Origin of the sequence: Kosmotoga pacifica (genome assembly GCF_001027025.1) — a bacterium.
GTDB classification, from domain to species: domain Bacteria; phylum Thermotogota; class Thermotogae; order Petrotogales; family Kosmotogaceae; genus Kosmotoga_B; species Kosmotoga_B pacifica.
The window spans coordinates 1,724,238-1,739,711 of record NZ_CP011232.1 but is presented as its reverse complement, the minus strand read 5'-3'; the positions used below and the strand labels follow the sequence as shown (position 1 = coordinate 1,739,711).

General features: G+C 44.5%; 13 protein-coding genes. 6 read left to right on the top strand and 7 right to left on the bottom strand.

The window, feature by feature from the left end:
* Window positions 1–999, top strand: coding sequence for an ABC transporter permease (locus tag IX53_RS08120; RefSeq protein ID WP_047754918.1), 999 nt, complete (start codon window positions 1–3; stop codon window positions 997–999).
* A gap of 290 nt (window positions 1,000–1,289) precedes the next feature.
* Complete coding sequence (locus IX53_RS10645; RefSeq protein WP_169746212.1) at window positions 1,290–3,815, top strand: bifunctional diguanylate cyclase/phosphodiesterase; 2,526 nt, start codon at window positions 1,290–1,292, stop codon at window positions 3,813–3,815.
* Between the two features lie 21 nt (window positions 3,816–3,836).
* Here the strand turns inward: IX53_RS10645 and IX53_RS08110 are convergent, their stop codons facing one another.
* The 5 genes from IX53_RS08110 to IX53_RS08090 all read right to left on the bottom strand — a co-directional run bounded on the left by IX53_RS08110 (window position 3,837) and on the right by IX53_RS08090 (window position 9,130).
* Complete coding sequence (locus IX53_RS08110) at window positions 3,837–4,616, bottom strand: protease complex subunit PrcB family protein (RefSeq protein WP_047754917.1); 780 nt, start codon at window positions 4,614–4,616, stop codon at window positions 3,837–3,839.
* 66 nt (window positions 4,617–4,682) lie between these two features.
* Entirely contained in the window at window positions 4,683–5,900 is a 1,218-nt protein-coding gene (locus tag IX53_RS08105) for an alpha/beta hydrolase family protein (protein ID WP_245612708.1), read from the bottom strand.
* 47 nt (window positions 5,901–5,947) lie between these two features.
* The gene (locus IX53_RS08100) at window positions 5,948–7,057 is read right to left on the bottom strand and encodes a CapA family protein (protein WP_053001261.1); all 1,110 of its coding nucleotides are present in this window, start codon (window positions 7,055–7,057) and stop codon (window positions 5,948–5,950) included.
* A 46-nt stretch (window positions 7,058–7,103) separates the two neighbouring features.
* Complete coding sequence (locus tag IX53_RS08095) at window positions 7,104–8,123, bottom strand: alpha/beta hydrolase family protein (RefSeq protein WP_047754916.1); 1,020 nt, start codon at window positions 8,121–8,123, stop codon at window positions 7,104–7,106.
* Window positions 8,120–9,130, bottom strand: a complete 1,011-nt coding sequence (locus IX53_RS08090; protein WP_047754915.1) for an alpha/beta hydrolase — start codon at window positions 9,128–9,130, stop codon at window positions 8,120–8,122. Before IX53_RS08090 ends, IX53_RS08095 begins: the two co-directional genes overlap by 4 nt.
* A 321-nt stretch (window positions 9,131–9,451) precedes the next feature.
* On the opposite strand from IX53_RS08090, the gene iadA reads away from it, so the two are divergent.
* Together iadA and IX53_RS08080 are read left to right on the top strand one after the other, a co-directional pair.
* Complete coding sequence (gene iadA, locus IX53_RS08085) at window positions 9,452–10,579, top strand: beta-aspartyl-peptidase (RefSeq protein ID WP_179944394.1); 1,128 nt, start codon at window positions 9,452–9,454, stop codon at window positions 10,577–10,579.
* Entirely contained in the window at window positions 10,566–11,387 is an 822-nt protein-coding gene (locus IX53_RS08080) for an AAC(3) family N-acetyltransferase (protein ID WP_047754913.1), read from the top strand. Before iadA ends, IX53_RS08080 begins: the two co-directional genes overlap by 14 nt.
* A 9-nt stretch (window positions 11,388–11,396) precedes the next feature.
* Here the strand turns inward: IX53_RS08080 and IX53_RS08075 are convergent, their stop codons facing one another.
* Both IX53_RS08075 and IX53_RS08070 read right to left on the bottom strand, forming a co-directional pair.
* Window positions 11,397–11,708 (bottom strand): MGMT family protein, encoded by a 312-nt coding sequence (locus IX53_RS08075; protein WP_047754912.1) that lies wholly within the window; start codon window positions 11,706–11,708, stop codon window positions 11,397–11,399.
* Between the two features lie 20 nt (window positions 11,709–11,728).
* Window positions 11,729–12,916, bottom strand: a complete 1,188-nt coding sequence (locus IX53_RS08070) for an MFS transporter (protein WP_047754911.1) — start codon at window positions 12,914–12,916, stop codon at window positions 11,729–11,731.
* A 179-nt stretch (window positions 12,917–13,095) separates the two neighbouring features.
* Between IX53_RS08070 and IX53_RS08065 the strand changes: the two genes are divergently transcribed.
* Entirely contained in the window at window positions 13,096–14,337 is a 1,242-nt protein-coding gene (locus IX53_RS08065; RefSeq protein ID WP_047754910.1) for a glutamate-5-semialdehyde dehydrogenase, read from the top strand.
* 2 nt (window positions 14,338–14,339) lie between these two features.
* On the top strand, window positions 14,340–15,404 hold the full coding sequence (gene proB, locus IX53_RS08060; RefSeq protein ID WP_047754909.1) for a glutamate 5-kinase: 1,065 nt from the start codon (window positions 14,340–14,342) through the stop codon (window positions 15,402–15,404).
* Window positions 15,405–15,474: the final 70 nt, after the last annotated feature.

Here is a 15,474-nt window from a genome sequence, read left to right as displayed (position 1 = left end):
ATGAAAAGGCTTATAAAAATCTTTGAGCGAGATTTGAAGAACAGTATCAGGGATGGCATGCTTCTTTTCATTTTAATAGCCCCCATATTGCTCGCGCTGTTGCTCAGAGCTTTCATTCCCGCTGTAAAAGACCTGTCCATAGAATTCGGCGCTGTAAAGCCCATAAATAAAGCGCTTGTAGAAAAAATCGAAACTTTCGCCCCGATTACCTTTTTCGATAATACTGAAAAGCTCATAGAACGCATTGAAGAGTATGACGATTTTCTCGGCATTCGCATGGAAAGTGGGGAAATAACACTTATCGCCCAGGGAAATGAGTCGAAAGAGCTTCTTTCCCTCGCTTCGGAAATACTGGTGCAATCCTTTAATCCATCAGGGGATTCTTTCACTGTTGGCGAATCCGAGCTTGGGAGAAAGCTTCCTCCTCTTTCCCTATACGGCTTTGTTCTGGTCATACTCGGTTCATTCCTTTTTGGCGGCATGATCATTGGATTCAACATTATAGAAGAGAAAGAACAAGAGACGTTGAAAGCGCTGCGGGTTACGCCGATGAGGACCTTCGATTTCATCACCGGGAGAAGCCTGATTGGCTTTCTCGCACCGATCTTTCATGCCTTTGTAGTGGTATGGATACTAGGCATTTCTAACTTTAATCCTTTAATGCTCCTTGTTATCACTATCTCAGGCTCTGTGATAGGGGTTGTCTTCGGATTCTGGATCGGAGTCATCAGCACTAACCAAATGAACGGAATCGCGAACATGAAAATAAGCTTTTTCGTGCTTGTGTTGCCTGTATTCCTGGCAATGACATTACCCGAAAAGAGCCACATCTTTCTCTATTGGGCTCCTACATACTGGACCTTCGTTTCGGTGAAAAATCTGCTGCTGGAGTTGCAAACCTGGTCTAACATGCTTAAAGACATATCACTCATTATCGGCACTTCTATACTTTTTGCCCTGGCCACCTTTAGAAAAATTAGATCGGGTATATTGTCATAAAATATTTATTAAATCAAAAGATTTGTTCTTAATTTTAAATTAATCGTATGGTACGTTTGTGTAACAATCGCCTGCCTGATGATAATCTAGGGATTTTGTGTTGTAAAATTCATATACTGAATTTAACCTAAACTAGAAGCAGGCGTATGGAGAACAGATTTATTGAGAACAGTTCGCGAAATCCTTCCCAAAGCTCCACTCCAAAGAAGATTTCAACGCAAAGCGGGTTTTCTAATTTTAAGAATATGTTGAAAAACCCGGAAAGATATTGCCGGTTTGTTTTTGATGCGGTGGACCTTTCTCTTTTTGAGCTTGATTTACCGAGCGGCTCGATTTCCATGACACCAGAATTCTTTAAAAAGTATGGCTATGATCCCGAAGAAATCCCAGAGGATCTCAACTCCCTTCTAAAACTCATTCACCCTAAAGAAGTCCCTCTGATCAACAAAGCTCTCGAAGAGCTCCGTAACGGCAAACCCAACACGACGTTGGAAGTTAGAGTAAGGGCCTGCAACAGCTCGTGGAAATGGTCAAAAGTTTATCTCTGGGTGGATGAACGGGATTCTTCTAATAATTCCTTAAAGCTGATAGGCATTGCCTTGGATATCACCTCTTTGAAAGAAAACCAAAAACAGCTGGAATTAAAAGATAGATACACCCAAAGCATGCTCAATGCTTTACCAGATATGATGTTTGTCATCTCGAAAGACGGGGTTTATCTGGATTTCAAGGCCGAAGACAGCTCAAAACTCGCAGTTTCTCCTGACAAAATCATTGGGAGCAATATAGATGACGCGGGCTTTTCTCCCGAAAGCCTTAAGAGTTTGAAAAAAGCGATCGCTGAAGCCCTGGAAACCGGAAAACTTCAAACGGTTAATTACTGGCTCGACACTCCTGCAGGGGAAGGGTTCTTTGAGGCTCGAATTAGCCCCATAGACAATCGTAAGGTTCTTCTGGTGGTGAGGGATTTCACCGAACAGAAAAGGGCACAACAAAAGCTCGCGAGACTGTACAGGCTCAGGAAAGTTCTCACAGAAAGTACAAACGATATCTTATCTTCTCCTGTCGAGACGAACCCTTATCAACGTTTTCTGGAAAAGATGTCCAAAGCTATCCCTGAGATCGGCAGAGCGACCCTTTTGCTCAAACGGGAAAGCAAATTAAAAATTGTGGCTTCAACCTCTAACAAGAGATTAATAGGTTTAAAGTTACCTCAGGAATTGTTGAACATTTATAGTGATATTGGACCCGCTGTGATCGAATTTACTGAAGTTGAGGAATACCTACCCCGTGAATTTCTAACCGTTATCGAAAACAGGGGGATTAAGCTGGCCGAAAAAGCCATGTTTGTTCCCATTGAAAGCGAAGGCAATAAAGTGGGCTGCCTTACACTGGGTATACAAAAAAACGAAACCCCCGATGAGGAATCCAGGAAAATTTTGGAGCTCATTGCATCACAGATTTCCATCATTTACAAAAGACTTCAACTAGAGAGCAACCTTAGGGAAGAACACAAAAAATACAAGTATCTGGCCACCCACGACTCTTTGACGAAATTGCCCAACAGGAGATATCTGGAAGAGCGTTTTGAAAGACTGAAGTTCTCCCATGAACACTTTGCCTTTATATATCTCTCTATCAGTAAGTTCAGGCAGATAAACGAGGTCATGGGGCACATGTTTGGTGATGCAGTTTTGGTAGATATAGCTGAAAAGTTGGTAAACATATTAGGGAATAAAAAGCAGATCTGCCGACTGGAAGGAGCAAAATTCGTACTGATGCTTCCTATAGGAGACAGAAAATCCGCCATGAAGTTTTCTAATAAGATCAGGCGTGCATTTTCTGAGCCTTTCAGAATAATGAAGACCGGAATGACCATCCGACCTGTGATGAGTATTGTTATGTACCCGGAAGACGGAACATCATTTGCTGAATTAATACAGAATGCTGAAATCGCAATCCACACAGCTGAAAAGGAAGAAAAAGACATCCTCTTTTTCGACAAAACACTCAGTTTAGATTTAAGCAGAAGGGTCTTCATCGAACAGGAACTGCTCAGAGCATTAAAAGAAGATAAGGGACTAACTTTGCACTACCAGCCTATAATAGACCTTAATACTGGAAAGATCTCTTCCGTCGAAGCTCTCGCACGTTGGATTCACCCAGAAGCTGGATACATTAAACCGGATCTTTTTGTGCCGGTTGCTGAAGAATCAGGTCTTATCCACGAGCTCGGTAGGAAAGTACTCAACATGGCTAGCGAGCAGGCTAAAAAATGGTTCGAAAGAAAGATACAGATACCAGTGTTCGTGAACCTTTCTGCCAAAGAGCTTCAGAGAGAAGATATTATTTCACAGGTTAGAGAGACACTTGAAAAGTACAATCTACCGAAGAACCTGCTGGGTATCGAAGTCACGGAGAGTGCCCTTATGACAGACCCTGAAGGTGGCAGAAAGAAAATTGAGCAGTTGAGAAAAATGGGAGTGCTTATTGCGATCGACGACTTCGGAACAGGATATTCTTCCCTCAGCTACCTCAGGTTCATGCCCGTCAACCTTTTAAAAATAGACAGATCGTTCATTAAGGACCTTACCAGAGAGTCCAACATCACACCAAAGAGTATCAGCATTATAAAGTCGATCATCACCCTCGCAAACAGTCTCGGTTTCTCTGTGGTGGCCGAAGGTGTAGAGGTAGATTTCCACAGGCTGTTCCTTGCCGGTCTTGGTTGTGATTATGCACAGGGTTATTACTTCTATAAACCTGCAGACGCATCCGCTGTTGAAAAAATTCTTAAAAGAAGAAAAATTTTCTAATAACGCTATAACTTCTTGATTTCATTCAAGTCTTATAGTCCGTTGAAAGTAATTTTTTGTTAGAATACCGTTATCGCTGGTAGTCAAAATCAGCTCAAGTTCGTATTTCCCAGGTTGTAAATCCATTACTCTAATAACGATCGAAGGAAAGGTAATCACCTGCGTTACGAAAGCACCTTTTGACGGGGTAGTCAGCGTTGCTTCCACCACAATTTTCTCGCCGAACCGCTTTAATTTCTTCACCTCAAGTGAATATCCCCCGGTGGACCTCTCTCCGGCTGAGATCACGAGATAAAGCGCTCCGGATGGCTTGTCTGTCAACTGAAATACGCCTTTTGAATAAACACCAGCAAATATCCCCGCTTCTTTCACACCGTGGGGTAAGTTTACAATCTCATATGGCAGTGAGACTCCTACCAGCTCTACCATCTCGATCTCCACACCGAAAAGCTCGATTCTATCAACAGATCCTGGTAGTATCAGGAGCTGTGGAGAGACTTCAAAGTAAGAACCTTTTCGTTCGACAAGAATTTTCTTCGTGTAAACGAAATCATCTCCCGATATCTTTAATTCAGCTTCTGATAGCTTCCTACCTTTCGCTGGCAGGAAAACCCAACCCTTTAAGACAAGGACATATGGAGCTGCATTGTTGACGGTAAGATTTGCGATCTGAATGTTTGCGCTTCTCGTACCAAAACTCTGAAAGAGTGATTCATCTTCCGGGAAATCTATCGGGATGATCAGTGGTACCCCCAGAGCAAAGAACGGCACGACCAAGAACAAAAGAACACACCATTTCATCATATCACCCCCGATTCTTAGACACTTGTGAAGGAATCGACGTTGTAAGACATTCAATAAAGAACATCATTGAATAACGCTGGACTCCAGCTCGAATTCCGGTATCCTGTTGTCGAGCTCTTTCAGCAGGGTGATGGGGGTATCGAAGAACACGGAATCGAAGAAGATCTTTATCGACAAATCGATATAATGCAGCCCGTTTTTGGTGTTCATGAACTTACCTGTTTCTCCAAAGAAATAAGTCAGGGGGGAAAGTCTACGCACCATGGCGAAATCCACATGCTTTGTCCCGCGCACCCTTAGATAATAGGCAGGAGAGTGAGTGTTTTCGTAGAGTTTTACCATCTTTTCGTGTTTCGGCCCGCCTTCCCATTCGTCTGATTCTATGAATAGTGCCGGCATCGAGATCCCGTTTTCGAGTTCTTTAAAGCTAAATGGCGTCATTGTTGGGTCTGCAAGAGCCACCGCTCCCACATTATGCTGGAGCGCGTACTCCACTGCCACCGCTCCACCACCCGAGTGACCGTACAGAGCTATCTTCTCCAGATCGATCTTATGCAAAAACTCTGAGTCGCTATTTGTGTTCATGTCTTTCAGGAAGGAAAGCACATAATCGATATCCTTTGCCAGATACGCAGCGAGCATATCGATTATCTCTTCCATGCTCATTCCTATTCTTTCGAAGTCATTTATCGCATCGTTTCCCAAAAAATAGTATGTGCTGCCATTGGAAAATGAAACAACGGTACATGCCCCTGGGTGTTCTATCGAGACCACCAAGTATCCGTTGCTCGCCAGAAGTTCGGCGAAAGAAGTATGTAATTCACTGATTGAGGACCAGCCAGGTAAAATGATGACGACCGGATATCTCCTACCAGTTTCTGCGGGCTGTGCATCAATATAAGAATTGGCTTTTACCTGGTACAAATGCTGAAAAAGTATCACCGGGTAACCTGTGATCTTTTCAAAGCCTTCAAAGAGCCGGGGATCGTTGTCAATCCAGGATTTTCGTTCACAAGCCTCAATATTTTGAGCTGGATACCATATATCCAGCCTTATTCTGTCGCCGTCCTTATAACCTGTGCTTTCTATCACCATAGGTTCAGGGTTGGTTATTTCAAAGGTCCTGAAGCCTACTATATACGGACCATCTGGCGGGCGAATGGGTGTCAATGGAAAGAGATAAATCAGAACAGAAAAAAGTACTACTGCGAGGCTCACAAGAATCTCTGGTGAAACCATTCCATATTTTTTTTTCATATGTCCACCCCTTTTGAACCTCATAATATTATATGCTCAAAGACAAGTCAGGAGGCTCTCTTGAATACATTCTACCAGACTGAAGAATCTTTTATGGAGCGAGGGATATACTTGTTACTTTCCACAGCTTTCAGCGGGACAAATTTGCCTTCTGTGTAGAGAAATGGATAGGCATCCAGTGTTATCACTTTTCCGTCTTTGTCGAGACTAACACGAATCGCAGCCGTGGTCCGCGTGTATACAGGCTTCATCGCTGTGGTCCAATTTCCCAGTGAATAAAAGATCATCCCGCTGTGTCCATTCGCGCTCTTGTAATATTCAAAATCCTGAAGGACATGAGGATGGTGCCCGATAACAAGATCAGCACCGGCATCTATGAATGTATGAGCTATATGTACCTGATTCTTGGTAGGAGTGTATTCGTACTCAAAGCCCCAGTGCAAAATGATGATAATGATTTCGGCTTCTTCGCGCATCTTTTTGATAATATCAAGAAGTGGAGATATTTCTTTATCAACTTCTTCGTAAGCGTTAAGCCTCAACCTATTCACCATTTCGTCTCCCTGGTCTTTCCGGCCGTTTGTGGAAAAGGTGAACCCAGTTACAGCTACTCTTATCCCGTTACACTCGAGAGTGATATATCTTTTGCTTTCTTTTCTCACTCCCGTATACGCAATGCCGTGCTTTTCGAGGACTTCCATGGTGGAGTACAGTCCTTCTATTCCCTGGTCAAGGCAGTGATTGTTAGCAATGTTGACCACATCAGGTTCAAGCGGAAGAACGACCCTGTCAAAGAACTCTTCCGTGCCGTTGAACCTGTGGAACCCTGAGGGGCCTTTTGAGGGGTTTATAGGGAATTCAAGATTTGCGATCGTCAGGTCGGAGTCTTTCAGTACCTCGGGATAAAATTCGTACAGTCGAACATCGATATCCCGGGTAAACATAATATCACCTATCAGAGTAAAGAAAATCAGCTCGTTTTTTTCATGAGAAGCTTCGGTAACTTTTTCCATCGAGAAGTTCTCAGGTAAATTTCTAAAAATCGGTCCGATGGTCAGCTTGTACATATACGAAAAAATATCCGAGAGAGTGAAGTACTCAAGACTCCCTTCTCGGGGTAGTTCACAACCGGAAATTAGAAGAACCATTACTACCAGAAGAACCACAAAAAGAGCTTTCATACTTTCCTCCAATAGATGCGCAAAGTAATTTATGTTACGAAGAAAACTAAACGTTTTCTTCGTCGATCGTATCATCTACCTTAGTGGGTTCAAGGAGGCGCATCTGCTTTCTTGCTTCTTTTATACCCAGCTTTTTCAGCACGTATCGACCAAGAGCGTATTCAAAGGGGAGCCAAGTAACATGACCAACTGGAACGATATATTTTTTAGGCTTTCCGAGTAATTTCCAGAGCAGTTTGCGACTCTGCTTCGGCAGAGCTCTATCGAATAAGGCTTCGATCATGGTAACCTTGTCTGAGGGTATGAATTGCGCATAAGCCAGTGGATCAATTTTAAACAATGGATGGACATCAGAGCTCAGGAGTTCCTGGACATCAGAAAACCCCTTCAGCTTTTCTATATTTCTATCAAAGGTATTTATAAGCTCTTCTCTTTTGTTTAGAAAGCCCTTTTCTCCTTCACCACTCCTGAATCCCCTTCTCGCAAAAGCCACAGTGGGAGATTCCCAAAAAATTCTCGCCATATTGCCGCCCACTGTCATAAGAATTGTGTGTTTAATCCTCTCTTTTTCAATGGCGCTTGCAATTACCGATACCATTCCGCCAAGACAGTAACCGAGAACGCAATTGTTTTTTTGCCAGATGCCTTCCTGTTCCAGTAAATCCAGTGTCGATCTCGTGTCAATCACTGCATGTTCCCAGAAAGTTATGAGCCGATCAAGGTCTGTCGAGAAGAAATCCTTCCCGCTCATTGAACCGTTAGCCGTTCTGGTGAAGTTACCGGGCAATATTAAAATGGAAGCCTGAAGTCCTGCACTCGCTAGATGGCTCCCCATCCAAAACAGAAATGGAATATTCAAAGAGCCCAACCCGTGGAGAATTAGTATGGAACCAGCAATATCTTCTTTGGGTGCAAAATGGTATATTTCCACGGTCTCGGTACCCTTCAGTGCCCTTTCATATAGCGTTCTGTACTTGATGACCGAACATCTGTAATGCTTTCCTTTAAAGATATAGCCGCTGGAATAATCTATCCTTTTTTTCTCATAATCAAAATTGGGATTCATACCACTCCCCTCCGTTCTAGATACAAATGAAGAAAATTGACCGTTTCTTTAATGAACTGTATAGTCTTTGAGGTCTTCAGCTCGAATTCAAAAGCGTGGTCAGCTTTATTGTAAACCTTGAGATAAGCTTCGACATGATGTTCCAGAAGCTTTTTGAAGAACTTCACTGAAGACTTCATTGGAACCACTTTATCGCTACTACCATGGACCAGGAAAGTCGGAACCATTCTCTCTGAAACCCACGTTATTGGAGAGTAGCGAATATAACTTTCTTTACTCCGAGTCGGTAGTCCTTTGAGAGTGGTAGTTACCGCAAAGCGAGCAAATAGCGATTCCACATCGTCGTCCCATAGATCCATCAGATCAGAAGGTGCGTACCATGCCACAACACACTTTATCCCCTTCATGTTATCTCTGTTGTCATGATAGGAATTGTATGTCGCATATTGAAGCGCAAGATGTCCCCCGGCAGAAAGTCCCATAAGGGCTATTTTTTCAGGGTTTAATCTGAATTCTCTGGCATGGTTTCGAACAAAATTCAGGGCATCGGAGTAGCGTTTGAGTATGGCTTCAATATGAGACACATAACCAAAGCGGTAATCAATATTCACGACCGCAAAGCCTTTTGAAGCCAGGTATCTGCACCATGAAATGTTGTTTGCTTGTCTCCTGAATCCGCTTATCCAACCACCGCCATGAGCAAAAAAAACGACCGGATAACCACCAGCCGGCATTCTATATCCACTCTTCGGGTAGAAGATATCCAATTTCAGGTTTATACTCCCTTCACGCCTATAGGCATGACTTTCAGGTCCGGTAAAGGAATTATCCGAAACATCAAGTGGGAGTTTCCCTAAAATAGCTCTGTAAAGGGTTTTGGTGTTTAATAAAACAAGTGCAAAAAGCACAACCGCCCAGTTCCACGCAAACCCCACAATTACCAACGAAAAGGCGACAATAACTTTTAGTGTCCTCTTGAGTCCCGAAACACTGAAATGTCTTCTCAAATTGACCACAACCCCATAAGTCTTTTCATTTAAGACTTAGTTTATTTTTAACTGTTCTCTTAATTTACTATACAACTTCATATATCAATTCCCAAACAATCATCAATCACAACAAGGTTTGAAGAACTAAAGAAAGTGAGTCAATTAGACATCATCATAGTAAAGAAAAATAGCAGCCAGCAGAATACTGGCTGCTCCTTTCAGATTTTCCGATGGGTATCTGGACTTCAGCGAAGGTAGGTAAGTGGAAACTAAATCTGTATTAGTTTATCCATCAGCATGGTAAACTCAAATCGTATGCTTACAAGGAGGGTGGTTGATGTGCTTTTACTAAAAAATCTGGTCATCTATTCACCGTCTAACATAGGTATTAATGACTTACTCATCTGCGGATCAAGTATTGAAGGGATTTCTAAGAACATTACCCTTGAAGGAATTGAACATGAGATCCTTCACTTCGATCCAAAAAAGCACTTCGCTGTACCAGGTTTCATCGATGGGCACGTGCACCTCATTGGTGGTGGTGGCGAGGGTGGTTTCAATACCCGCACCCGCGAAGGTATTCCTGAAGAATTCCTGCGTTGCGGCACTACAGCAATGGTCGGTTTGCTTGGTACCGACGGGATAACTCGTGACCACGTCTCCTTACTCGCAAAGGCGAGAGCATTCCAGAAGAAGGGAATCGGCGTGTGGGTTCTCAGCGGTTCGTACAGGTATCCCGTCAAGACCATAACCGGTGACCACATGAAAGACATCGTGTTGATTCCTGAAGTGATAGGTGTTGGTGAGCTAGCGGTGTCCGATCACAGAGGAAGTGCGATTTCCGGAAAAGAACTTCAGCGCCTTGCGATGGATACGCGTGTGGCGGGCATGATTTCTGGAAAGAAAGCTGTTGTTATCTGTCACATGGGCGGTGCACTTGAAGGTATGAAACCGCTCTTCGAGGCAACGGAAGATGGCTCACTCCCCGTGGCGCATCTCATTCCTACTCATGTCTCGAGAAACGAAAGGCTCCTGGAAGAGGGTATAAGATGGGTTAAGGAGAAAGAGGGTTTCATTGACCTGACAGCCAGTGAAAAGACTCCGGAAATCCTCGAAAACTTAAAGGCAGAACTGGGAAATCTCGATGATGTGAGCGTCTCTTCAGATGGACTTGGGAGCTTACCTGTGTTCGATGAAAAAGGTGATTTGATAGACGTCAGGACGTCACCTGTTGACGGACTACTAAAGACATTCAAGGGATTGCTCGATAGAGGATTCAGCATCGAAGAGGCCCTCAAGCCAGTGTGTACAACTCCTGCTAGAGCACTCGGGCTAGACAGATTCGGCTATGGGAAAATATCAAAAGGAGCACCCGCCTCGTTGATAGTATTTAACGCCGAAACTCTCGAAATTGAGCATGTTATTGCAGCTGGAAAAGTGGTGGAACTGAAAAATGAGCGAAAATGACGCTATTCAAAAATCTTCAGATGGTCCAGTTACGATAGAGTCCCTTAAGGGAGACCTGCAAAAGCTTGGATTGAAGGCGGGTATGACCGTCGTTGTCCATTCCTCTCTGAGCTCTCTCGGGTGGGTTTGCGGAGGATCGGTGGCGGTTATCAAAGCCCTTGAGGAAGTCTTGACTGAAGAGGGTACGCTGGTAATGCCAACTCATTCCGGAGATTACTCGTTACCGGAACTGTGGCAGCACCCGCCTGTGCCAAAAGAATGGTGTGCCACCATCAAGAAATCAATGCCGGCTTTTAACCCGGAACTCACTCCGACTCGGAGTATGGGAAGAATTCCAGAGACCTTCCGGAAACAACCCGGTGTGTTGAGGAGCTACCATACTCAGGTCTCCTTCGCGGCATGGGGAAAACACTCCGAATTGATTACTAAAGACCACAACCTCGAGTTCTCACTTGGTGAGGGTTCACCTCTTGCAAGGATTTATGAGCTTCACGGTTATGCACTCCTGCTCGGAGTGGGCTATGACAGGAACACCTCGATCCACCTGGCTGAATATAGGGCTAACTATCCTTCAAAGAAGATAACTAATAGCGGTGGACCGGTAATTGAAGGTGGAAGGAGGGTATGGAAGGAATTTCCGGACATAAATACCGACTCAGATGATTTCATAGAAATTGGAAAGGCTTTCGAAGGAGAGTTCTCCGGGCTTGTAAGGATAGGCAAAGTGGGATATTCCACTTCAAGACTGATGCCTCAGCGTGAGCTCGTTGACTTTGCCGTTGAATGGATGGAAGTCAACAGACTATAGGAAGCAATGTCAATATTCATCTCCCTGCCAGCCGAACCTGGCGAGGTCTATCTTTTTTTCGTTGAATTCAATACCTTCGTCTTCCAGCATTTGCCGTTGTATGACACCCCAATCTGAGTCCTTCAGACTGATGGTGCCTTTGCTGTTAACGATCCTGTGCCAGGGAACATCATCGGCTTTCAAGGCCGCGAGGGCAAACCCTACCATCCGTGGTGTGCAGCCAACGATGTTAGCTATCTGACCGTATGTAGCCACTTTTCCGCGTGGCACCCTTCTCACCGTCTCGTAAATTCTCTTATACAAAGAACTTTTACCACCCATTTTACTCTCCCCTTAACAGGTCACAGATGGCGTAACTTCTTGAATTTCCACAACGAAAGAAGCGTAATAACTATCCCTACTAATCCCATCATACCAAAGACAGGAGAATAGCCAGCCCTGTCCATAAAATACCCCATAAGCGGGAAAAATATCGCCATGAAGATGCTGAATCCCATGTTGATAATCGAATTCGCCGTCGCTCTGTACGCAGAGTCCACCTCACGGTTTATATAATACCCCATGAGTGGGTCGAGGAAGTTTTCTGCATTACCTGCTATTAAAAACAGAGCAATAACCACTCCCAGAGGAGCGAAGCCATAGAAGACCATGGGGATCGCGAGGGAAAGCCCCGTCAGCAGGAAGAAATTCCGCCTGCCTATTGCCTCCTCTATTCTCCATGCTGTCTTGGCTATGACTATCCCTAGCAACGAAGCCACAGTAAAAAGAGCACTTACCCAGAAAGGACTTAGCCCCCTGCTGCCAAGGTACGTCTGCGAGTACATCCTGAAGGAAGCCCCGAGGAAGGATATCCCGACCCAGAAGATGAAGATCCATCTCAGGAAAGTGTTGCCAAATATCTGCAAGGTTCCGTTCTTTATGAGGGAAAAATATCCTTTCAGGCTTTTGTCGCTCTTTTTATACGGTGGCTCTGCTAGAAACAGGATCAACCCGAGATACAGGCTTCTCGAAATTATCGCACCAATATAGACAGCAGCCCAATTGATCCGCGATAGTAGGCCACCACTCATGTTGGAAAAAAGCTCTCCCAGTACAAGCAGTGCCATGAACGTCCCCGCTGCTTTCTTGAAGTTTGTTTCTATTTTCAGCGCCTTGTACGTGTCATAAATCAATGCGGTATCAGAACCTGAAATGAATGTCATGGAGAAGCCAAACAGGAAAAAGGCAATAGCAAAGGCAAGGAAGGAATTCGCGAAGAACATCAGAGTATAAGTTAACACAAAAAGCGATGCTCCTATAACCATGGAACGTTTGCGCCCAATCAGATCGCCCACTGCACCTGTGGGTATTTCGAACACAAGGGCGCTTACATGCAGGATGGATTCGCAAATCCCTATTTCCAGTAAGCCCAGCCCTCTGTACTGCATGTACAGCAGCCACAGGACATTGTCGACCCTGATCTGCGAGATGAAATGGTATATGTAAAAAAGTGGGATGTTCCTTTCGAGATCTCTATCATTCCCATGCATGCTGACATTTTATCATATATTGCTCTCCCGAGATCTTGAGCAGGGAAAAATGCAAACAACTTGAATCCTTTTCTTACCGTTCTACCCGGAGACAGGGATTTTTGGCATTATATCTCGTGGGTACGGTGCTATAATTGGTGAAATAACCTGGATTTACAAACTCCTCTGGAGGGGATAGCATGAATGAAATCATACAAAAGGCTTTACACGTGAAGAACGCCGCCAGAGAACTCGCCGTCGCCACTACTTCAGACAAGAACAGTGCTCTCAAAGCCATTGCGAAGGCTCTGGACCGAAGAAGAGACGAAATACTCGAGGAAAACGAGGCCGATGTAGAAAAAGCGAAAGAACGTGGCTTGCGGGAATCCCTCATCGACAGGCTCAAACTCACAAACAAGAGAATAGACGGCATGATCAACGCTTGCCACGAAATCGCGAGGCTCAAGGATCCCGTGGGAGAAGTCATTGATTCTTGGATCCAGAATGAACTCAGGATCGCCCAGGTAAGGGTTCCTCTGGGCGCTATTGGGATGGTCTATGAATCCAGACCAAATGTGACTCTGGATGCGACAATATTAGCCCTAAAGGCTGGCAACTCTGTTTTGCTGAGGGGCGGGAGCGATGCAATCAGGTCTAACCTGGCTATCGCAAAAGCTATAAAAGAAGGCTTAAAAAAATCAAGCCTGCCAGAGACTTCTGTGGAGATCATCGAGGATACTGACAGGAAGAACGTTCAAGAAATGTTGCATCTCAACGATTATCTTTCCCTGATTATTCCCCGGGGAGGAGCGGGGCTGATCAAATTCGTCGTTGAAAACTCTTCGGTACCCGTTCTGGAAACAGGTGTTGGCAACTGCCATATTTTCGTTGACAAAAGCGCAGATATAGAAAAGTCCATCGAAATAATCGATAACGCAAAGACTCAGCGCCCCGGCACCTGCAATGCGGTGGAAACGATCTTGATACACGAAAAGATTGCAGCAAAAATCCTGCCAGCCATGGCAGAAAGGTTGAGAGCAAAAGGCGTGGAGTTGAGAGGCTGCGAGAAAACCGCAAAATTCATAGAGGTAAAACCAGCTTCAGAAGAGGATTGGTCCACAGAATACCTTGATCTCATTCTCGCTGTAAAAGTGGTCAAATCCCTCGACGAGGCCATAGAACACATCCAGCAATATTCAACAGGCCATTCTGAAGCGATACTAACAGAAAGTTACAGCAATGCGAGAAAGTTCACAGCCTCGATAGATGCCGCTGCTCTTTATGTGAATGCTTCCACCCGCTTCACAGATGGTGAACAGTTTGGTTTTGGAGGAGAGATAGGGATAAGCACACAAAAACTGCATGCCAGAGGTCCCGTAGGGCTAAGAGAGCTAACCACATTTAAATACATAGTTCTGGGCAACTATAAGGTGAGGGATTGAGCTTGAAGAAAATCGTGGTGAAGGTTGGAAGCAACCTGCTGGTAAAAGAAGATGGAACGATAGACAAAGAATATATGATAGAGCTTGCCAGAACTATGGCTGAATTCTGGCATGTAGGCGACAGGGTGGTTCTGGTAACTTCGGGTGCGAAGGCCGCGGGTTATGGTCTCGCACTTCGTGTAGAGGTAGATCAGGATCTCTACATAAAACAGGCTTTGTGCGCCATAGGACAGGTTCAACTAATGAAACTCTATGAAACAATTTTTGATCTGTACGATATAAAAGTAGCGCAACTTTTGATAAACCGGGACGACTTCAGTAACAGGAAAAGGTTCTTGAACCTGAGGAACACCCTGATTGGATTGCTAGAAATGGGGTTTCTTCCCATTGTGAACGAGAATGATACTGTTTCTACCGAGGAAATAAGTTTCGGAGATAACGACGTCCTTGCTGCCATGTTCGCAATCGGCTGGAAGAGCGACTATCTTTTCCTCCTCTCCACGGTAGACGGTGTTATAGACGAAACTGGTCAAAAGATAAGTGAATTCAACCCCGGCACAAGACTGAAAAGGCTTCATGGAAATGGTTGGGGTACAGGGGGCATCGAAACAAAAATCAGGGCTGCGAGAGCGGCTTCCGCGGCGGGGGTGGAGAGTTGTATATGTCATGGCAAAAAACTGACAAATCTTCGAAATTTCATTCTTGGAAAAAATGTCGGTACAAAGTTCAGAAGCAGACAAACCATCAATTCGCGAAAGGCCTGGATAGGTTTTCTCTCTTCTTCCTCCGGTAGGGTAATTGTGAACGCTGGCGCCGAAAAGGCTCTCAGGAATTCAAAAAGTCTTTTACCCATTGGCATTGTTGAAGTGTGTGGAAAATTCAACACCGGTGACATAGTGGACGTTATAAGCACTGATAATAACAGAGTTGGTAGAGGCATTGTCAATTTCAACAGCGACGAAATCGAAAAAATCAAAGGAATAAAAAGCGATAACGCCAAAAAGGTACTGGGATACGACTGCCCAACTGTCTTCATACATACGGACAATTTCTGGTTGGAAGATTAGAACCCCTCCTTTTACCTTTCAACCAGAAAACGGAGACGTAATGGCTTCGAAAACTTCAGCTGCTGTTTCG